Source organism: Bartonella kosoyi, from assembly GCF_003606325.2.
Classification (GTDB): Bacteria; Pseudomonadota; Alphaproteobacteria; order Rhizobiales; family Rhizobiaceae; genus Bartonella; species Bartonella kosoyi.
The window spans coordinates 1,286,451-1,305,909 of the sequence record NZ_CP031843.2 but is presented as its reverse complement, the minus strand read 5'-3'; the positions used below and the strand labels follow the sequence as shown (position 1 = coordinate 1,305,909).

Below are 19,459 nucleotides of genomic sequence, written 5' to 3'. Positions count from 1 at the left end.
TATTGATGTTCATCAGTCCATCATCATTGTTCGAATATATTAAGAAACATCATAATATCGACTCGACACTGATTTGAAATTTTTATAATTATAGTTGGTTAATTCATATTTGATTTGTCATATACTGAAAGGGACATTCTATTCATGTCTATAAACTTAGAAATGCAAGATACAAGCAACAGAAATTCCCCTCGTCGCATTTTGTTTGCAAGCCTTATTGGCCCAACAATTGAATTCTTTGATTTCTATGTCTTTGCCACTGCCGCAGCGCTCATATTTCCTCATGTGTTTTTTCCAACACAAAATGATCAGATTGCCATTTTACAATCTTTCCTGATCTTTGGAGCAGCCTTTTTTTCTCGGCCCTTTGGATCGATTGTTTTTGGACATTTTGGAGATAAAATTGGAAGAAAAGCAACCCTTATCGCCTCTCTTCTCACAATGGGGCTTTCAACAGTCATTATTGGTTTTCTTCCCACATATGAAACCGCTGGGTGGCTTGCCCCTTTCCTCTTAACCTTGTGCCGTATTGGACAAGGAATGGGATTAGGAGGAGAATGGGGGGGTGCTGTTTTGCTCGCAACAGAAAATGCCCCTCCAGAAAAGCGAGGCTGGTATGCAATGTTTCCCCAATTGGGCGTTCCTATCGGTTTGTTTTTATCCATTGCTGTTTATTTAGGCCTGTTATACTTCCTTGATCATGATGCACTTGTCGCTTGGGGATGGCGCATCCCTTTCATTGCTTCAATTATTTTCATGATTATAGGATTATGGGTTCGTCTTTCAATCAATGAAACTGTTCAATTCAAAAAAAATCTTGAAAGTAAAGAACGTGTCAAAGTTCCTATCATCGATGTCTTTTTAAAATGTCCACGAATCTTATTTCTTGGAATATTTTCTGGTATGGGAACATTTGTTTTGTTTTACTTGGTTACTGCATATTTGTTAAGCTATTCAACAAATCATTTGCAGTTGTCATATTATCAAGCTCTTCAAGTTGAAATTGTCGGTGCTATTTTCTGTGGAATTTTTACGATCATTACTGGAAGACTTGCTGATCGTATTAGACGGAGAACTTTGATGATTTGGATTACAATCATCACCGGTATCTATTCTTTCGCAATTCCTTATTTTTTAAATTCTGGAGTTATAGGGGTTCTTGCAATGTCTGTCATTGGTCTGTCTATCATGGGAATGATATACAGTCCTCTTGGTGCTGTTTTGGCTTCACCATACCCAACAGCCATTCGGTACACAGGCTCTTCTATTACTTTTAACTTATCTGGTATCGTAGGAGCCTCTCTTGCACCTTATATTGCGGAATATTTGGTGCAACATTTTGATACATCTTATATCGGCTATTATTTGCTTTTTGCTTCTTTTGTTTCACTGATTTGTTTTGTCGGATTTACAGATGATGAAATATCTAACTAAAATATAATAACGAAGAATAAAATAAGGACTGGCAGAAAAAATGCTGCCAGTCTCATTTTTAGAGACATGGGGTGTGGTATACTCCACCACAATATTCCCGCAAACAATGCACTCAAAAAGAAAAATAAAAAATCCGCAATATTGCTGCTATCAGCAACAGCGAACATTCCTGATAGGATATGCGTTGTCCCTAACCACGAAACGCAAAAAAAAGCCAACATCACAGCCCATAAAACGAGCAAAATTCGATCAATAACCATCATCATGCCGTTTCATTTTTTTTATTATAGGCCATATCTTTAGCATGCCTAAAAGAAAAATCACAACAAAGACCCAACGCCCTCCCCCTGATCCTTCTGCAATAAAAAGTGCTGGATTTACGATTCCTACCAATCCTATAAAAACCAGAATAAAAGATACGAGACGCATTAGACCTGTTTTTCCCAACGAAGATCTTCAGTCTGTTGCCAATACGTTAAATTATGATTTTCCATTTTATATTTTTTCCACTGTGCCCGAGCAAAATTCAACTGCTCATCATTTCTACCATCAAAGAGCACAACAAGACGTTGATAAGAATCGATATTCGAACACACAGCTCCCTCTGTGAGAAAACGAATCTTTGAATCATTCGGATTTTCTTGTCCTATCGTCAAAAATACAGGCTGAAGGTTTGCATATTGATCACACTCCGTTCCATGTCCAATAAATGATTCATCAGCATAAACCCATAAATGCATATCGATAGAATCGCGTTGTTCTTTACTCACACATTGTATTGTTACCTTACCAAAACGCGCTAATGCCCGCTCTACAAGCGTTGGCAAAATATCTTTCAACGTTGACTGCGTCAAATGATAGAATAAAATATCCAACCTCTTAAGCCCTCTTTACCCTTTATAAAAAAGCTAACATCTTTTTTAGAGAAACTTCTATATCCTTCATATAAAAGGGAAACGCTTCAAGATATAAACCTCTTTTTCGATTGAGATGCATTATCTTTTTGCCCGTCATTAAAAAACTCTTTAAAAGATATTTTTTTATTTCTAACATTAATAAAAAAGTTTTTTAAGTTATTTCCTAGATTCTTTGTAGACTATCGTTGAAAATAAAATATAATGTGTGGAAAAATTAAAGGAAATTTAGCGAGCAATTTTTATATTATTTATTTAATAAAAACGTCCAATCCATGGAGGGATGTTTTTTAAACTTTATTATATTTTAACCGAAAGCAGTAGAAATATTGGCTATCGAATTGAAGACTGAGGGTGTTCCCCAATTTATGCGTATTATTGAGTTTTACATCCTGAAGCGTGTCTTTGTTTTGTTTAGTTCTGTTTTGATTGCAGCAGTGGGCGTTAGTTGGACGGTGCAAATTCTTGCACGGATAAATTTTCTCACAACAAGTAAACAAACACTCCTCACAGTTTTGCAATTTTCACTTTCATTGGTTCCTTCTGTTATTTTTCTTGTCATTCCATTTGCATTAGTAATCGCAGTGACAACTATCCTTTCAGCAATGAATCAAGACTCAGAACTTGCTATTATTAATGCCTCTGGCTTCCCTAAGAGTACTGTTTGGAAACCGATTCTTCTTATTGCTATTGTTGCATCATGTATTTCCTTTTCTATAGCTAATTTTGTTGTTCCTCAAGCGCGTCTTCATATGCGACAAATGTTAGCCAATGCTCACTTTGATCTTATTAATCTATTCATTAGTGAAGGAAGCTTTCAAAAACTCGCCAATAACCTTTACATAGAAATTGGTGAACGCAAACCAAACGGCACACTTGAACGTCTTTTCATTGCCGACCAGCGTGACCCTAAAACTGATCTTTTTTATTACGCAACAAAAGCCTCCATTGTAAGCAATAAAAATGGTCGTTTTTTAATCCTCAATAACGGTGAAATAGAAAGAGTCAATCATGAAAATAATAGCGTTTCAATCGTTCAATTTAGCGCATACACCTTTAGCTTAGGGGAATTTATTCCCAGCGATAAAACACCTACTCTTTATCCAAAAGATCGGTCTCTTTCTTATTTACAAAACCCTGACCCAAAAGATCTCTACTATCAACGAAAACCACTCCAATATAAAGCTGAGTTTCACCGCCGACTAACCCAATGGCTCTATCCAATCGTTTTTTCACTTATTGCATTAGCAGCGGCGGGAAATGTAGGCTCCCATCGACAAACACGCCACTCCGCAAACTTTTCGGCGATTGCCCTTTCTTTTCTGATCTATTGGATAGGGTATTTTTTCGCCGAAAAAGCAAAGAACGACCTTGCATATGTTCCTCTCCTTTATCTTACACCCATAGGGACAAGTCTATTTATCTTTTTTATGCTTTTAACGAATCATAAAATTGGACTCCCCGCAAAATTTTATGAGATACTGCAAACCATTTTTCAAAAAATAGTGAACAAATTTGAACATCGAAAATCTCAAGATTCTCTGGATAAAATATCATGATTGGGTGGACACTTGGACGCTATTTTTTTATACGTTACTTTAAGATAACGTGTTATTTTTGGGGAGGGATTTTTGTTCTTGCTCTTTTAATCGATTTTACAGAAAACTCTGGAAGGCTTCCTTCCCTTCCGCATTATACAGCAAAGGATGCATTTCTCCTCTCTGTTTTACGCATCCCTTTTATTATGCAACAACTTATCCCTTTTATTGCACTCTTTTCTGCCATGGCAACGCTTATCTCGCTTAACAAAAAACTTGAACTTGTCGTGACACGCTCAATTGGTGTTTCTGCATGGCAATTTCTTATGCCTGCTTGTTTGGGCGCTTTTCTTTTAGGATTATTGTCAATTTTTCTCATTAATCCACTTGCTGCATGGGGATTTTCTCAAGCAGAAAAAATGATGACTGAATGGCGCAATCATAATGTGCTAACATCTCTTCATGATACACGTATCCATTGGTTAACACAGCGTACAGATTTAGGCAGAACAACCATTGGTGCTAAATTTATCACTGATCAAGGACTTTCTCTTCTCGATGCAACCTTTGTACAATACAAAGACGACGCAACCATCAAAAATTGGATTAACACCCCAAAAGCAACTTTGACCCATGACGCTTGGTTCTTAACAAACGGCACAATCTATAAAATAGGACATCCTCCTGAAAAATTTACCGTGCTGAAAATAAAAACCAATCTCAAACCTGAATTTTTAACGGAGCGTCTAGTGAACCCAGCAACTATTCCATTTTACCAATTGCCCCAAAAAATTATGATTGCACGTTCATTTGGTTATTCCGCTCATAATTTTGATATGTATTTACAATCTTTGATTGCCTTACCGGCATTGCTTGTGGCAATGACTCTCATTGCAGCAACTGTATCTTTAAATTTTACGCGTTTTGGGCAATCTAGAATGTTGATTCTTGGTGGCGTAATCGCTGGATTTATGCTTTACGTTATTTCTGTACTCGTTCAAGCTTTTGGTAATGCTGGATATATTTCACCAATTATTGCCGCTTGGACACCTGTTGTTATTGCATTATTCTTGGGAATCTCTTTTTTACTTCATAAAGAGGATGGCTAAGTGAAAGCATTAATGCGTAAGAAAATCATTTTAACAAAATTAAGTGCTCTCGCTTTTAGAAGTGTTATGGCGATTATTTTAGGGGGAGCATTGCCTTATTGTGCATACGCTCAAAGCCTTATGTCTCCTGCTCAAAGTCGCATTCAAAACTCAGGACGTCCTCTTTTGCTTTCTGCGGATGAACTCATTTACAATCGTGATGAAAACACTGTTTCTGCACAAGGAAATGTCCAAGTCGAATATGATGGCAATAAAGTTGTCGCTCAAAAAATCATTTACAACCAAAAAACAGGACGGCTTATCGCACAAGGAAATGTTGAAATTACTCAAAGAGATGGTAATAAGATTTATTCTAATCAAATTGATATGACCAAAGATCTTGGCGAGGGTTTTGTCAATGCCTTACGTATTGACACAGCCAACAATGTACACTTTGCCGCTCAAAATGCCACACGCAAAAACAATCAGATAACAATTTTTGAAAATGCAACCTATACAGCCTGTGAACCTTGCTCTTATAAACCAGATAGAGAAGTGCTTTGGAAAATTAAAGCCAGAAAGATCATATGGAATAATAGTGTTAAAAAAATTCGGTTTGAAAATAGCAGTTTTGAAGTTTTTGGTGTACCAATTATAAAATTTCCAAATTTTGAGCTCTATGATCCAACTGTCAGGCGTGCTAGCGGTCTGCTTACACCTCATTTTTTCTATACTGATTATCTTGGTATGGGGATAAAGAATTCTTATTTCTGGAATCTCGCTCCCCATTATGATTTTACGCTTTCTTCTACGGTTTATACTCAACAAGGGCTTTTAACCGAAGGGGAATGGCGTCAACGTTTAAAAATGGGCCGTTATAACATTCGCTTTGCTTATATCTATCAAGTGAAACCGCATAGATTTGACAATGATACGATTGATGCACAGCATAAAAACCGTTATATGTTGGCGACAAAAGGGGACTTTCGTCTTAATTCATACTGGACTTATGGATGGGATATTCTGGCACAATCCGATCGGCATTTTAGTCGTGCCTACAAGCTTGAAAACTATAGCGATCCTACACAACTTTCTCAGATCTATCTGAACGGCCTTGCAGGAAAAAACTATTTTGACATGCGTTTTTATCATTTTAAAATTCAAGATTCGATATTGAACGATCCTCATTATGAACGTCACTCTCAACAAGCATGGGTTCTACCACGTATCGATTATTCTTTTACACCAGATGAGCCCATTTATAATGGAGAGCTTACTTTCCACAGCAATATACAATCAATTTACCGGCGTCATGCCGATTTCACTTCACCCAACTGGAACAAAAATCCTCTCAACACTGTACGACTTTCTGGTATGGCTGGAAATAGTTTGCGTTTAACAAATGAGCTTCAGTGGAAAAAGCGCTTTAACACGCACAATGGCCTCATATTAACCCCCCTTCTCTCTCTACGGGCTGACATCCTTACAATCAATGGACAAGAAAATCATGCTGCTTCTGGAGAAAACAATGCCTTATCCACAATTCGCGGCTCAAAAATTCGTGGCATGGCAACAGCAGGATTGGAAGCACGTTATCCCTTCCTTATTACAGCTGCTCATTCTACACATATTATAGAACCAACCGCACAAATTTTTATACGCAATAATGAACAATATATCGGACAACTTCCAAATGAAGATGCACAAAGCTTTGTCTTTGATGCAACCACTCTTTTTCAACGAAATAAATTTTCTGGTTATGATCGTGTAGAAGGTGGGACAAGAGCCAATATAGGTCTAAGATATTCCGGAAACTTTAATGACAATTGGTCTCTTTATGGTCTTATTGGACAGTCCTTTCATCTGGCAGGAAAGAATTCTTTTGCAGAAAAAGACTTTGTTAATGTCGGTATTCATTCTAGCTTAGAGGCAAAACGTTCAGACTATGTTGCTATGTTTGGTGCAACCCATAAAAACGGTTTTTCCTTAGAAACGCGTGGACGCTTTGACAAAAAAACAGGAAAAATCCGACGTAGTGAAATTGAAGCATCACAAATGTGGAAAAAGTTTTGGGCCTCTGTACAATATGCTTATATCGCAAGCCAACCGAATTACGAATATTCACAAGAGCGCCAAGAAATTTCTTTTCAAACAGGCTTAAAACTGGCAGACTATTGGTCCATTAATAGTAACGCCGGTTATGATCTCGTATCTCACACATTTATAAAACGAGGAATTAGCTTGAATTATGCCGATGAATGTTTCGGGGTAACATTCGGTTATCAACAGGTAATGAATCCGGGAAGAAAAACACCTTTGCAGAACTTTAATTTCTCTCTTTCATTGCGTACAATCGCAGATATCGGAAAAAAATAGATTCAAATTTATAAAGAGAATGTATAAGTGATTTAACTTATTATTGTTTTTATGAAAGAAAGCGTATAGTTTAAGTTATTGATGAGAATTAATAAACAATGCGAAAGCTTATTTACATGAATAAATTGAAAACGCGTGTTCTTGCTTTATTTTATATTACATCTTTGAGTGTAAGCAGCCTGCTCATAAATCAATTTTTGATTCCGTCAGCCTTTGCGCAGACAGCTATTGTTATTACAGTTAATGGCAATCCTATCACAAATTATGATATACAAAGGCGTGTTGCATTTCTCAGATTGCAACAAAAGCAAGGCAATTTGGTGGCACAGGCTAAAAAAGAGCTAATCGACGAAGAGCTAAAAAATATTGAAATAAAACGTCGTAATGTTGAGGTCAGCAATGATGAGGTTGATAGAGCTTTTGAAAACTTTGCAACGCAAAATAATATGACCATTGATCAGCTCAATCAGATTCTGATCCAAAATGATATTACTGTGCAACATTTCAAAAATTATATCCGTGGACAAATAGGATGGGGGCGTCTTGTTAGCGCACGCTATCAAGCTCAAATGGGTATGGTTAGTGAACAAGAGGCTGTGCGCAGAATATTAAAAAATGGTGGTGTGAAACCTTCAACCAATGAATATACATTACAGCGCATTGTTTTTGTTATTCCTGCACATCGTCGTTCAGAAATCTTTGAAAGACGTCAAAGAGAAGCAAGCAATTTTCGTGCACATTTCCGTGGATGTGCAAATGCCCACAATCAAGCAAGGGGTATTTTAGACGTTACAATCCGCCATTTAGGAAAGTTTCTGGAACCTCAACTTCCCAGTGCATGGGAGCAAGCTATTCTTGCAACACCTGCTGGAAAAATGACAAAATTACAAGAAACATCTGATGGAATCGAAGCCATTGCTGTTTGCAAAATAAAAAGGGTTTCTGATGATTATGTCTCTCGGCTGATATTTTCTCTTCAAGATAGTAAAAACAGAAGTCCGAAAAAACTTGAAGAATTAAGCGAAAAATATTTAGAAGAACTGCGACGCGTAGCACGTATTCAATAATGACTGCTCTTGTTGTTAGTGGTGGTGATCCTGCCGGAATTGGTCCTGAAATAGCTCTAAAAGCATGGAATTTGCGTGTTCCCCGTCAAGTTCCGGCTTTTGTGCTTATCGCTGATCCAGATGTTATTCGTTCACGTGCTCGTTTTTTACAGATGGATGTTGAGGTGGAATCTGTTTTAATCACCAATCCTGTCAAAAATTTTCAAAACGCTCTCCCTATTATACCCTTAAAAAACAAACAAAGTGACCAATTAGCTTTTCCTTCTCCAAACAATGCTGCCGGAATCATTGAAGCTATTGAGCGCAGTGTTCAATTGATTCAAAATGGACATGCTTCTGCATTGGTTACTTGTCCTATTGCCAAAAAGAATCTTTATAATGCAGGATTTGAATTTCCAGGTCATACAGAATTTTTAGCTGATTTGGCTCATAAAACTTTTCATAAATCTTATCATCCGGTTATGATGTTAGCTGGGCCTCAATTAAAAACAATCCCAATAACTGTTCATATTCCATTCAAAGATGTTCCTTCACAGCTGACCCGTCATTTAATCATTCAAACGGCCTTCATTACTGAATATGACTTAAAAACACGATTTAAAATAACGTCACCTCGGCTCGCTGTCGCTGGTCTTAATCCTCACGCTGGAGAAGAAGGCGCAATAGGAAAAGAAGAGTTTGAAGTGATCACGCCTGCTCTTGAATATCTTAAAAAGAAAGGACTCAATATTATAGGTCCACTTCCTGCCGATACAATGTTCCACAAATGCGCAAGAAAAACATATGATGTTGCCCTTTGCATGTATCATGATCAAGCTCTTATCCCTGTTAAAACATTAGATTTTGATACCACCGTTAATGTCACGTTAGGTCTCCCTTTCATTCGTACGTCTCCAGATCATGGAACTGCTTTTGACATTGCTGATAAAGGCATAGCCTCTCCTGAAAGCTTTATTGCTGCTCTCAAACTTGCTCATCAACTTGCAAAAAATAATTCGATACCATGCCAATAGATAATCTTCCTCCTCTACGTGAGGTCATCGATATATATGGATTGCAAGCGCATAAATCTTTGGGACAAAATTTCCTTTTTGACCTTAATTTAACCTCTAAAATTGCTCGTCAAGCAGGCAATATAGAAGGAAAACCTGTTCTTGAAATTGGTCCTGGTCCTGGAGGGCTCACACGCGCCTTGCTGGCAAAAGGTGCCATTGTAACAGCAATAGAACACGATGAACGCTGTATACCAGCTCTCTTAGAAATAGAAAAATACTATCCGAACAAATTAAAAGTTATTTGTAATGATGCATTGAAACAAGATTTCTCAAAACTCTTTGAAACAATCCCAGAAAAACCACGCATTATTGCCAATCTTCCTTATAATATTGGAACGCAACTTTTATTAAATTGGCTTTTGGTTGAACCATGGCCTCCTTTTTATGAATCCATGACATTGATGTTTCAACGTGAAGTCGCTCAAAGGATTACGGCTAAACCTCAATCTTCTCATTATGGACGTCTTAGTGTCTTAACTGGCTGGCGTACCATGGTTAAAATTGCTTTTGATGTGCCTCCTCAAGCCTTCATACCAGCGCCTAAAGTAACTTCTTCCGTTGTTCATATCATTCCACGAACTCAACCTCTTGTCTGCTCTGCGCAAAAACTAAGCTTGGTTACAAAAACCGCTTTTGGACAAAGACGAAAAATGCTTCGTCAAAATCTCAAAACACTTGGAGGTGAAGTCCTTTTAGAAAAAGCTGGAATTGATGGAACGCGTCGTGCTGAAACGCTCTCTATTTCCGAATTTATAACTTTAGCGAATTTGATAACCTAAAAAGTATAACTGTTTCAAAACAATAAAAATATTAATCAATCTTCTCAGCAATAAGTCTATCAACAAAAGAGCTAAGAAAAGCACATCTCTCGCGTTTCACTGTTTCAGCTAAATAAATCGATTTAATAAGTGATAAAGACTGATCTAAATCTTCATTAATAACCACATAATCGTAAGAACACCAATGTGTTAGCTCCGTTCGTGCATTTTCCAATCGTAAATTGATGATATCTTGACTATCTTCTGCTCGACGATGTAAACGTGAAACAAGCTCTTTCATGGATGGTGGAAGAATAAAAACAGATACTGTATCTCTTGGCATCTTTTTTTGCATCTGCTTGGTGCCTTGATAATCAATATCAAATAACATATCACGACCAGTACTCAATGCATTTTCAACAGTTTCACGTAACGTGCCGTAATAATTCCCATGTACTTCTGCCCATTCAATAAATTCATCTCTATCACGTTTATATTCAAATTCTTCCTTTGAAATAAAGTGATAGTGGAGTCCATCTACTTCACTGGGACGCTTTTTCCTTGTGGTCACACTGACAGAAAGCTCTAATTGTTGATCTTTGAGAAGTAACCCAGAAATTGTTGACTTACCAGCCCCTGAAGGTGAAGAGAGAATAAATAAAAAACCGCGGCGTTGATTTGTTTTTAGAGTATTCAATTCACTTTCAATGACTGTCATTATACCACTCTACTTTGTATAAATTTTTCTTCAAAATTTGAACGACACATTTTATCTCAATCTTTTCCCTAATCAATTTGTGTTCTTTAGCAGTTCTCAATGCTATTTCGCACTTTTATTAAGATAATTTATCAGAAATATATTAATTTCTCTCTTAAATATTTTGTATATACGCTAATCCCACTTATAACATACAAGAAAATAATTTTTCATCATTCTCATCAAAAGTTTAAGGTGAAAAATCTTACTCTATGTGGAGTTCACATTTAGGATGCCAAAAGATGTTATATCATTATACATCAATGTTTTGCCTTCAATTCCCGCCACTTTCGAACATTCATATTATGTTCCTCTAAGGTTCGAGAGAAAACATGTCCTCCTGAACCATCAGCAACAAAATAAAGCACATCACTGCTTGGTGGATGTGCCACCGCCTTCAATGAATCGCGACCTGGATTTGCAATAGCGGTTGGAGGCAAACCATTAATTTTATAGGTATTATAGGGTGTTTCCTTCTCAAGATCTGAACGGTAAATTGCACGCCCCGATGGCTTTCCTTTTCCTCCAAATAGACCATAAATGACCGTTGGATCCGATTGAAGACGCATGTGCTTTGCAAGGCGATTATAAAATACCGCAGCAACCATTGGTCTCTCTGCTGCAACGCCTGTTTCTTTCTCAACAATTGAGGCCAATATGACAAATTCATCAACTGATTTAATGGGTAAGTCAGGGGAACGTGTAGCCCATATCGCATGAATTAATTTTTTCTGTCCCTCATACAATCTGTTTATAATTTCTTGACGCGTTGTCCCCCGAATAAAGCGAACAGTATCCGTCATCAAATACCCCTCTGCAGGCAACCTTTTTGGAAGATCCCCAATCAAAATCTCATTTGCTGCTAATCGATCGAAAACTTGCTGAACCGTTAAACCTTCTGGTACTGTAAATGTATATTCAATGGATTTTCCTTTCACAAGAATATCCATAATATCGTGCATTGAAGCATGAGCTGGAATTAAATATTCACCAGCCTTTAGGTGGCTTGTATTTTTGTGATAACCAACCCCATAAACAAAAATATCTGATGATCGAATGAAACCACGTTTTTCTAGCAATGAAGCAATTTCACGAATTCCTGTTCCCGGATGGATAAGAAGAACTTGTTCTTCCTCAATTTTTCCCTTTTCTTCAAAAATACTTTTTCCAATATAAAGAGGAATACTTATGCCGAAAAGAATAAGCACAATCAGCATGAGAAAAAAATGACCAAGAATAACCAAAGGATTACGAACGATAGATGATTTCCTTTGTTTTTTATGTGTTAACATGCCTAACTATCCGCTTAATGATTCGAAGAGGGATCATTTACATCCTTTAATGATTTTCCACATAGAACATACCCCCCTATAGCGATTAAGGACAATATTACAATTTCTCATTAACCTTATAATAAAGGTGAAAATTCAAAAGCAGAAATTAAATAAAAATACTTTTTATCCCCTAAAACGTCGCATAACCAACGATGCATTTGTCCCACCAAATCCAAAAGAATTGGAAAGAATCGTATCAATCTTTCGTTCACGTGGTTTGTGCGGGACAAGATCAATTTTCGTTTCAATCGATGGATTGTCAAGATTAAGCGTCGCTGGCGCTATATTATCCCGTATAGCTAAAACACAAAAAATAGCCTCAGCAGCACCTGCTGCACCAAGTAAATGCCCGATAGAAGATTTCGTTGATGACATAGAAACTTGTGGTGCATAATTTCCTAAAACACGTTCAACAGCTGCTAACTCTATGGAATCAGCCATCGTTGATGTACCATGAGCATTAATATAATCAAGCTCACTCACATCCACTTGCGCTCGCTTAAGAGCGGCCATCATGCTCCGCTGAGCCCCCTCACCACTTTCTGAAGGCGCTGTGATGTGGTAAGCATCCCCCGATAAACCATAGCCGATAATCTCAGCATAAATACGCGCTCCTCGTCTTTTGGCATGTTCTAGCTCTTCTAAAACAACAACCGCCGCTCCCTCCCCCATCACAAAACCATCACGATCAGCATCATAAGGACGCGAGGCCCGCTCAGGATCATCATTGCGACAAGTAGAAAGAGCTCTACAAGCAGAAAAGCCCGCAAGAGATATTCGATTTATCGGAGATTCAGTCCCCCCTGCCACCATGACATCTGCATCACCGAACATAATCAAACGTGCCGCATCACCGATCGCATGAGCCCCTGTCGAACAAGCTGTCACAACCGAATGATTAGGTCCCCGTAAACCATATTGAATAGACACATAACCAGAAGCAAGATTAATCAAACGACCTGGAATAAAAAAAGGAGAAACACGGCGCGGACCTTTATCACGAAGCGTATAACCAGCTTCAACAATGCCCTCAATCCCTCCAATCCCCGAACCAATTAATGCCCCTGTACAAATCTGATCTTCTTCACTCTTAGGAAACCATTCAGCATCTGTAAGTGCTTGGTTAGCAGCAGCCATTGCATAAACAATAAATGCATCAACCTTCCGTTGCTCTTTAGGTTCCATATATAAATCAGCATTATAGGTCCCCTCTGTTCCATCACCTAAGGGGATACGCGCTGCAATCTGGCATGGCAAATCAGACACATCAAATTCAGTAATACGTCGAACACCACTTCTCCCTTCAAGAAGCCGTTTCCAACTATATTCAATATTACCAGCCAACGGAGATACCAATCCTAAACCAGTAATAACAACACGTCTCATAACTTCTAACCCTGAACTAAACTTCAACTCTCAAAGCTCTCTTTTCAAAAGAGCCCCGAAGAACACAGGCAAAAGCAATAAATGCCTTTGCCCTTTAATCATCATGCAGAAGCTTTATCAATGAATTTGACTGCATCACCAACTGTGAAAATCGTTTCAGCAGCTTCATCTGGAATCTCTACACCAAATTCTTCTTCAAAAGCCATAACGAGCTCAACCGTATCAAGGCTATCAGCCCCTAGATCATCGATAAAACTCGCATTTTCCACGACTTTATCAGCATTAACCCCAAGATGTTCCACAATAATTTTCTTAACGCGCTCTACTGTATCACTCATGTTGAAATCCTCGAATTTATATTTTCCTATAATTTGGTTAACTATATCGGCCCATCTAATCAAGCAATAGATGCATTCCTTTAAAAGATTTTAGCAATGATTTAAAACATCCTGTGGATATCCCCTAAAAAATGAACCAATCTAACATTCCGACATCAATTGATCAACGACCATGTTAAAGAAATAGCGCATCTTTCCATTTCAATCGTTACTATCTAAAATAATACAGCTTATAAATCAATGTGGAATACAAGAAAATACTTAAATCATTGCCATTCCACCATTAATATGCAGTGTTTGACCTGTCATATAGGCTGCTTCATCGCTCGCTAGATAAACAGCAGCTGTGGCTATTTCTTGCCCGCTCCCCATACGCTTCATTGGAATTGCAGCCATAATGGCTTCTTTTTGCTTTTCATTAAGCTTATCTGTCATGGCAGATTTAATAAATCCTGGAGCAATACAATTGACGGTAATGTTTCGTGAAGCAATTTCTTGTGCCAATGCTTTAGAAAAACCTATCAAGCCTGCTTTTGCAGCACAATAATTCGTTTGTCCAGGATTGCCCACAACACCAACAACAGATGTAATATTAATAACCCTTCCATAACGACGGCGCATCATAAAATGCACTAATTCACGCGTCAAAAGAGAAGCAGCTGTTAGGTTAACTTCTAAGACATCATCCCAGTCTTTATCTTGCATACGCAAAAAAAGACCATCCCGAGTGATTCCCGCATTGTTAACCAAAATATCAACGCCATCCATTTCTTTTTCTGAAACTTCAGCCAATTGTTTAATCGATTGACGTTCAGAAAGATTAGTGGGAAACACAAAAACATTCTGTCCTAATTCTGCTGCCAATTCTTTAAGCTTGTCTTCACGTGTTCCATGAAGTCCAACAATGGCTCCCCTTGCATGGAAACAACGTGCTATTGCCTCACCAATTCCTCCTGATGCCCCCGTTACAAGAGCTTTACGTCCTGTTAATCTAAACATGTTTTTAAACTCCTTCATAGATTAAACGCCAAGTATTCCTAGCGCTGATTCTATTTCATCAACTGTTCCAATTGTTACCCCCTTTATATCCTTGTTAATACGACGTGTTAAACCTGTTAATACTTTTCCAGAACCAACTTCAAAAAGCGTATCAACCCCATGAGAACCCATCCATTCTATTGTTTCACGCCACCGTACCCTGCCTGTTACTTGTTGAACAAGAAGAGTAGCAATACGTTCAGGATCACTTTCTGGTGCAACAGAAACATTAGCAATCAAAGGAATAATAGGGGCTGCTTTGTTAACAGTCAAAAGCGCTTTCTTCATGGCATCCGCAGCAGGCTGCATTAAAGACGAATGAAAAGGTGCAGAAACTGGAAGAAGAAGTGCACGTTTTGCACCTTTTGTTGATGCAATCTCTACCGCTATCTCAACGGCTTTTGCTGCACCTGAAATAACAATTTGCCCACCACCATTATCATTGGCAATCTGGCATAGTCCTTCTCCAGAAACAGTTTTGCAAATTTCTTCTACCACGTGCTCTTCCAAACCGATAAGTGCTGCCATAGCGCCTTCACCAACTGGAACAGCAGCCTGCATGGCATTGCCACGAATGCGCAAAAGCCTTGCCGTATCTGTAAGACTGAATGTACCAGCAGCACAAAGAGCTGAATATTCGCCTAAAGAATGACCGGCAACAAACTTTACCTTTGCTTCTATACGAAGCCCTAATTGTTCCATCACACGAATGACAGCCATGGATACAGCCATTAATGCTGGTTGTGCATTGGCTGTTAACGTTAAGACATCTGCTGGTCCTTCAAAAATGATCTCTGATAATTTCTCACTCAAAGCATCATCAACTTCCTCAAAAACCATTCGCGCCGCACAAAATTGCTCTGCAAGCGCCTTCCCCATCCCAACGAGTTGACTCCCTTGCCCTGGAAAAATAAAAGCTGCACCCATTCATCGACTCCTAAAATTGTGCCATTAACTTATTTTCTTTTGACCTTATTCATCCGCAAAAAGTCAAGATAAAGTGCTTTATTTAGAACGAGTATCTCTCTTCAAATTATATCTTAAGGGTGGAATTTGATATAAAAACTTAGGAAAATATGGAGCTATAAACTGAATAATTCCCAAACTTATGAGACTTCCTAAAATGGTACCTGCTAAAATATCAAAGGGATAATGTACCCCTACAAAGATGCGTGCCCAACAGATCAAGCATAAAAACACCATAGCAAATTTAAAAGTACCTTTATATCGGTAAAAATAAAAGCTTGCTGTATAAGCTGCAATGGTCAAGGCATGATTACTAGGGAAAGAAGCTGTTGCTCGATGTTTAATCAGCGGTGTCGTCAATCCTACAACGAATGGGCGTGGATGAAAATAAATGAGAGAAATAAGATAACCTATCAAAAGGGCTATGCTAATGCTCATGCAAATGCTTAACACGACACATCGTTCCCTTTCCCCACCACAAAACCACAATATACAAAGGTGAAGAGGAATCATGTAAATTAAAAACTTTGCGCAAAAAATACTAAATAAAACTAAAATTGACCAAGACTGATGATTGCCGACAAATATCTTAAAGAGCGTAACATCAATCTGGTTTAAAAAGTCCATTTTTTTCTCCTTTACCTGTATGTTACAGTATTACCTCTTTATAGAAGAGGGAAATATATCAGGATTTAATAAATCTATTTTTTTATGTGTATAAACTTGCTATTTTAAAAGATAACCTGTAGATATGAAATGTTCTTTGCCGGCATTTAGCTGGAGGTTGAACGGAGGGCTGTAAAATATCAGTAGGAAATACAATGTTTCCGGCCTCCCGTGTCTCCGCTCTGAGATGTCTCAAATTATAAACGCGTCCTTTCTTCTTTGGATTTCCCAAAAAGGCAAGTCGCAGAGGCTTTGCGCTAAAACCGGTAAAATTTAATTGAAGAAAGGCAAAACAATGGCTCTTTATGAACATATGTTCCTTGCCCGACAAGATGTTGCACCGCAGCAAGTCGATGAACTTTTGAGCCTTTACAAAGGCGTCATTGAAACGCACGGTGGAAAAGTTGGGCGTATAGAAAATTGGGGACTTCGTCCTCTTGCTTATCGTATTCGTAAAAACCGTAAAGCTTATTATGTCTTGGTCAATATTGATGCACCAGCTGCAGCAATTGCTGAAATGGAGCGTCAGATGCGAATCAATGAAGATATTTTGCGCTATATGACCATTCGTGTAGAAAAACACGAAAAAGAAAAATCTGCGATGCTTTCGCACCTTGATCGCAATGCGCACGCTGGTCAGGATGAGGAGCGCTCTCGCTCCCCACGTCGTCAACGTGAAAATGCTATTGAAGAGGTAGAATGATGACTGATACGAATCAAAACTCTGCACGTCGCCCTTTTCATCGTCGTCGTAAAACATGTCCTTTTTCAGGGGCTAATGCGCCTAAAATTGATTATAAAGATATCAAATTGTTACAACGTTATATTTCTGAACGTGGAAAAATTGTTCCTTCACGAATTACGGCTGTTAGTCAGAAAAAACAGCGTGAATTAGCTAATGCTATCAAACGCGCTCGCTTTTTAGGCTTACTTCCATACGTTATAAAGTAAACGATCAAGATACTTTGCAACTGGAGAAATTCTCCAGTTGCTTTTCTTATAGGGTTTAGAAAAATAGCTTATTGTATTCTATGCTAAGCTATTAAATGTAAAAGTTGAGGTATCAACATGCCTCTAACTGCAAAAAGCAGGACAGCGACAAATGAAAAAAAATCGTACTGATGAGATATTAACTGGTGTTTTGGCGGGATTGTTTGCTGTTGTGATAGGCATGGCAATCATCAGTGTTGCCAATATCGCTCCCTTTTTTTCTTTTTTTCTTGGCTGTTTTTTTTCATTGCCAATCTTTATTGTTGCGTTCGGTCAAGGAACATTTGCCAGCTTCGTTGCTTTGATAAGTGCGACTGTTGTTCTTTTCATTGCCACGGACATCTATATTGCTCTTGGGCTTATGCTGTTATTTTTTCTTCCTGCTGTTTATGCCTCTTGGCTTCTTGGATTAGCACGACCAGCGCAACAAGAAAACACATTAATATGGTACCCATTATCATCCGTTATTTTTCATTTAACTAACTTTATTGCTCTTATAGTCACCTTCATTGGACTCTATGTGAAAGCCAGTTCAAATACTCCTCTCATTGCAAAAAAAATCATTGAAAACATCGCACAAACTTTAAAACAATTGCCATCATTACAAGAAGCTAATATGCTTAATTTTAGTGAATTTTTAATGGCACATGCTGCAACTTTAGCAGCTATCGCTTTGGTATTTTATAGTTTGATTTTTCTCATTGGTAATCTTTACTTTTCAATGATAACAGCCCAATATATGAAGTGGCTGAAAAGACCTCGAGATGACTGGAGCAAAACTCTTCGCCTTCCAATTTCTGGAATTGTCATTTTCATCCTTGTTTCCATCGCCTCAATGGCTGAATTGAACGATTCTCTTCATTTGGGGACACTTGTCTTTAGCTCTGCCTATACTGTTATCATATCAATTAGTGGTCTAGCATATCTTCATAATATTACAAAAGGGGTTAGCGGTCGGGTTATTATACTTTCCTTTGTTTATATTGCTATTTTAACTGTCGTTTTTTTCCTACCTGTTTCTTGTATGATGCTTTTGATGGGCATTTGGGCTGCTATTCAATACAACTTTCAATCACACAAAAAACTTCCCTAAATTTATTTGTTCGAAAGGAAAAACTATGGATATTATTCTACTTGAGCGCATTCCTCGTCTTGGTCAGATGGGTGATATTGTCTCAGTGAAAGATGGTTATGCACGTAATTTTCTCTTGCCTCAAGGGAAAGCTTTACGCGCAAATGAAGAAAATAAAAAACATTTTGAGATCCAACGCGCACAACTTGAAGCACGTAATCTTGAACGCAAAAGTGAAGCACAAAAAATTGCTGAAAAACTTGATGGTCAATCATTTATTGCTGTTCGTTCTGCTGGTGAAACAGGACAACTTTATGGATCTGTGTCAACGCGTGATATTGCTGAAATCATAACACATGAAGGATTCTCTATTGGGCGAAATCAAATTGAACTTAATCATCCAATAAAAATGATCGGTCTTCATACGATTACTCTTAGCCTCCATCCTGAAGTTCAAATTTCTGTGGTTATTAACGTTGCACGCTCTACCAGTGAAGCACAACGCCAAGCAGAAGGTGAAACGCTTACTTCTGCTGAAAAAATATATGATATTCAAGAAGAAATATTAGAAGAAAATCAGGAAGAATTGTTGGCAGAAAAAATTAATGACAACGATATAAAAAATGCTCATCAAGAAGCTTAATTGCTTCTTTTGCTTTCTGTTTTATATATTTGATTCTAT

The 19,459-nt window shown here is 38.0% G+C and carries 20 protein-coding genes and 1 pseudogene; 11 read left to right on the top strand and 10 right to left on the bottom strand.

Annotation, left to right across the window (positions count from 1 at the left end):
• Window positions 1-144: 144 nt before the first annotated feature.
• A complete protein-coding gene (locus D1093_RS05665; RefSeq protein WP_005775049.1) occupies window positions 145-1,434 on the top strand; it encodes an MFS transporter in 1,290 nt (429 codons plus the stop codon).
• Here D1093_RS05665 and D1093_RS05660 read toward each other — a convergent pair.
• The 3 genes from D1093_RS05660 to D1093_RS05650 are packed head-to-tail and all read right to left on the bottom strand — an operon-like array spanning window position 1,431 to window position 2,309.
• Window positions 1,431-1,694 carry a hypothetical protein gene (locus D1093_RS05660; RefSeq protein WP_120102354.1) on the bottom strand — a complete coding sequence of 88 codons (264 nt, stop codon included), beginning with the start codon at window positions 1,692-1,694 and terminating at the stop codon, window positions 1,431-1,433. The two genes, D1093_RS05665 and D1093_RS05660, sit on opposite strands and share 4 nt — an antisense overlap.
• Window positions 1,684-1,863, bottom strand: coding sequence for a hypothetical protein (locus D1093_RS05655; protein WP_120101243.1), 180 nt, complete (start codon window positions 1,861-1,863; stop codon window positions 1,684-1,686). Before D1093_RS05655 ends, D1093_RS05660 begins: the two co-directional genes overlap by 11 nt.
• Window positions 1,863-2,309 (bottom strand): DNA polymerase III subunit chi, encoded by a 447-nt coding sequence (locus D1093_RS05650; protein WP_120101242.1) that lies wholly within the window; start codon window positions 2,307-2,309, stop codon window positions 1,863-1,865. Before D1093_RS05650 ends, D1093_RS05655 begins: the two co-directional genes overlap by 1 nt.
• Before the next feature lie 407 nt (window positions 2,310-2,716).
• Between D1093_RS05650 and lptF the strand changes: the two genes are divergently transcribed.
• From lptF to rsmA, 6 genes are all read left to right on the top strand, one after another.
• Window positions 2,717-3,907 carry an LPS export ABC transporter permease LptF gene (lptF, locus tag D1093_RS05645; protein ID WP_120102353.1) on the top strand — a complete coding sequence of 397 codons (1,191 nt, stop codon included), beginning with the start codon at window positions 2,717-2,719 and terminating at the stop codon, window positions 3,905-3,907.
• Entirely contained in the window at window positions 3,904-4,995 is a 1,092-nt protein-coding gene (lptG, locus tag D1093_RS05640) for an LPS export ABC transporter permease LptG (RefSeq protein WP_120101240.1), read from the top strand. Before lptF ends, lptG begins: the two co-directional genes overlap by 4 nt.
• Window positions 4,996-7,350 (top strand): LPS-assembly protein LptD, encoded by a 2,355-nt coding sequence (locus D1093_RS05635; RefSeq protein ID WP_120101239.1) that lies wholly within the window; start codon window positions 4,996-4,998, stop codon window positions 7,348-7,350.
• Between the two features lie 116 nt (window positions 7,351-7,466).
• A complete protein-coding gene (locus D1093_RS05630; RefSeq protein ID WP_425290649.1) occupies window positions 7,467-8,417 on the top strand; it encodes a SurA N-terminal domain-containing protein in 951 nt (316 codons plus the stop codon).
• Window positions 8,417-9,430, top strand: coding sequence for a 4-hydroxythreonine-4-phosphate dehydrogenase PdxA (pdxA, locus tag D1093_RS05625; protein ID WP_120101235.1), 1,014 nt, complete (start codon window positions 8,417-8,419; stop codon window positions 9,428-9,430). The genes D1093_RS05630 and pdxA overlap by 1 nt, the downstream gene beginning before the upstream one ends.
• Complete coding sequence (gene rsmA / locus D1093_RS05620) at window positions 9,421-10,251, top strand: 16S rRNA (adenine(1518)-N(6)/adenine(1519)-N(6))-dimethyltransferase RsmA (RefSeq protein WP_120101231.1); 831 nt, start codon at window positions 9,421-9,423, stop codon at window positions 10,249-10,251. Before pdxA ends, rsmA begins: the two co-directional genes overlap by 10 nt.
• A 31-nt stretch (window positions 10,252-10,282) precedes the next feature.
• On the opposite strand, the gene gmk is transcribed toward rsmA, so the two are convergent.
• The 7 genes and pseudogenes from gmk to D1093_RS05585 all read right to left on the bottom strand — a co-directional run bounded on the left by gmk (window position 10,283) and on the right by D1093_RS05585 (window position 16,676).
• Window positions 10,283-10,948, bottom strand: a complete 666-nt coding sequence (gene gmk, locus D1093_RS05615) for a guanylate kinase (protein ID WP_120101230.1) — start codon at window positions 10,946-10,948, stop codon at window positions 10,283-10,285.
• Between the two features lie 299 nt (window positions 10,949-11,247).
• Window positions 11,248-12,359: pseudogene (gene mltG, locus D1093_RS05610) on the bottom strand (endolytic transglycosylase MltG).
• 85 nt (window positions 12,360-12,444) lie between these two features.
• The gene (fabF, locus tag D1093_RS05605; RefSeq protein WP_120102351.1) at window positions 12,445-13,707 is read right to left on the bottom strand and encodes a beta-ketoacyl-ACP synthase II; all 1,263 of its coding nucleotides are present in this window, start codon (window positions 13,705-13,707) and stop codon (window positions 12,445-12,447) included.
• A 101-nt stretch (window positions 13,708-13,808) separates the two neighbouring features.
• Window positions 13,809-14,045, bottom strand: a complete 237-nt coding sequence (locus tag D1093_RS05600; protein ID WP_004860281.1) for an acyl carrier protein — start codon at window positions 14,043-14,045, stop codon at window positions 13,809-13,811.
• Window positions 14,046-14,306: 261 nt separating this feature from the next.
• Window positions 14,307-15,044, bottom strand: a complete 738-nt coding sequence (gene fabG, locus D1093_RS05595; protein ID WP_120101226.1) for a 3-oxoacyl-[acyl-carrier-protein] reductase — start codon at window positions 15,042-15,044, stop codon at window positions 14,307-14,309.
• Between the two features lie 21 nt (window positions 15,045-15,065).
• Window positions 15,066-16,010: an ACP S-malonyltransferase gene (gene fabD, locus D1093_RS05590; RefSeq protein WP_120101224.1), complete on the bottom strand. Its 945-nt coding sequence runs from the start codon at window positions 16,008-16,010 to the stop codon at window positions 15,066-15,068.
• A gap of 78 nt (window positions 16,011-16,088) precedes the next feature.
• Entirely contained in the window at window positions 16,089-16,676 is a 588-nt protein-coding gene (locus tag D1093_RS05585) for an undecaprenyl-diphosphatase (RefSeq protein ID WP_120101222.1), read from the bottom strand.
• A 334-nt stretch (window positions 16,677-17,010) separates the two neighbouring features.
• Between D1093_RS05585 and rpsF the strand changes: the two genes are divergently transcribed.
• The 4 genes from rpsF to rplI all read left to right on the top strand — a co-directional run bounded on the left by rpsF (window position 17,011) and on the right by rplI (window position 19,420).
• Window positions 17,011-17,418, top strand: a complete 408-nt coding sequence (rpsF, locus tag D1093_RS05575) for a 30S ribosomal protein S6 (RefSeq protein WP_120101220.1) — start codon at window positions 17,011-17,013, stop codon at window positions 17,416-17,418.
• The gene (rpsR, locus tag D1093_RS05570) at window positions 17,418-17,666 is read left to right on the top strand and encodes a 30S ribosomal protein S18 (protein ID WP_005773744.1); all 249 of its coding nucleotides are present in this window, start codon (window positions 17,418-17,420) and stop codon (window positions 17,664-17,666) included. Before rpsF ends, rpsR begins: the two co-directional genes overlap by 1 nt.
• A gap of 151 nt (window positions 17,667-17,817) precedes the next feature.
• Entirely contained in the window at window positions 17,818-18,798 is a 981-nt protein-coding gene (locus D1093_RS05565) for a hypothetical protein (protein WP_120101218.1), read from the top strand.
• Between the two features lie 25 nt (window positions 18,799-18,823).
• Window positions 18,824-19,420 carry a 50S ribosomal protein L9 gene (rplI, locus tag D1093_RS05560; RefSeq protein ID WP_120101216.1) on the top strand — a complete coding sequence of 199 codons (597 nt, stop codon included), beginning with the start codon at window positions 18,824-18,826 and terminating at the stop codon, window positions 19,418-19,420.
• Window positions 19,421-19,459 lie beyond the last annotated feature (39 nt).

What these genes read in the sequence shown, in the direction of transcription:
- D1093_RS05665 (WP_005775049.1), top strand. Translation starts at nt 145, where the DNA reads ATGTCTATAAACTTAGAAATGCAAGATACAAGCAACAGAAATTCCCCT.
- D1093_RS05660 (WP_120102354.1), bottom strand. Translation starts at nt 1,694, where the DNA reads ATGGTTATTGATCGAATTTTGCTCGTTTTATGGGCTGTGATGTTGGCT.
- D1093_RS05655 (WP_120101243.1), bottom strand. Translation starts at nt 1,863, where the DNA reads ATGCGTCTCGTATCTTTTATTCTGGTTTTTATAGGATTGGTAGGAATC.
- lptF (WP_120102353.1), top strand. Translation starts at nt 2,717, where the DNA reads ATGCGTATTATTGAGTTTTACATCCTGAAGCGTGTCTTTGTTTTGTTT.
- lptG (WP_120101240.1), top strand. Translation starts at nt 3,904, where the DNA reads ATGATTGGGTGGACACTTGGACGCTATTTTTTTATACGTTACTTTAAG.
- D1093_RS05630 (WP_425290649.1), top strand. Translation starts at nt 7,467, where the DNA reads ATGAATAAATTGAAAACGCGTGTTCTTGCTTTATTTTATATTACATCT.
- pdxA (WP_120101235.1), top strand. Translation starts at nt 8,417, where the DNA reads ATGACTGCTCTTGTTGTTAGTGGTGGTGATCCTGCCGGAATTGGTCCT.
- rsmA (WP_120101231.1), top strand. Translation starts at nt 9,421, where the DNA reads ATGCCAATAGATAATCTTCCTCCTCTACGTGAGGTCATCGATATATAT.
- gmk (WP_120101230.1), bottom strand. Translation starts at nt 10,948, where the DNA reads ATGACAGTCATTGAAAGTGAATTGAATACTCTAAAAACAAATCAACGC.
- fabF (WP_120102351.1), bottom strand. Translation starts at nt 13,707, where the DNA reads ATGAGACGTGTTGTTATTACTGGTTTAGGATTGGTATCTCCGTTGGCT.
- D1093_RS05600 (WP_004860281.1), bottom strand. Translation starts at nt 14,045, where the DNA reads ATGAGTGATACAGTAGAGCGCGTTAAGAAAATTATTGTGGAACATCTT.
- fabG (WP_120101226.1), bottom strand. Translation starts at nt 15,044, where the DNA reads ATGTTTAGATTAACAGGACGTAAAGCTCTTGTAACGGGGGCATCAGGA.
- fabD (WP_120101224.1), bottom strand. Translation starts at nt 16,010, where the DNA reads ATGGGTGCAGCTTTTATTTTTCCAGGGCAAGGGAGTCAACTCGTTGGG.
- D1093_RS05585 (WP_120101222.1), bottom strand. Translation starts at nt 16,676, where the DNA reads ATGGACTTTTTAAACCAGATTGATGTTACGCTCTTTAAGATATTTGTC.
- rpsF (WP_120101220.1), top strand. Translation starts at nt 17,011, where the DNA reads ATGGCTCTTTATGAACATATGTTCCTTGCCCGACAAGATGTTGCACCG.
- rpsR (WP_005773744.1), top strand. Translation starts at nt 17,418, where the DNA reads ATGACTGATACGAATCAAAACTCTGCACGTCGCCCTTTTCATCGTCGT.
- D1093_RS05565 (WP_120101218.1), top strand. Translation starts at nt 17,818, where the DNA reads ATGAAAAAAAATCGTACTGATGAGATATTAACTGGTGTTTTGGCGGGA.
- rplI (WP_120101216.1), top strand. Translation starts at nt 18,824, where the DNA reads ATGGATATTATTCTACTTGAGCGCATTCCTCGTCTTGGTCAGATGGGT.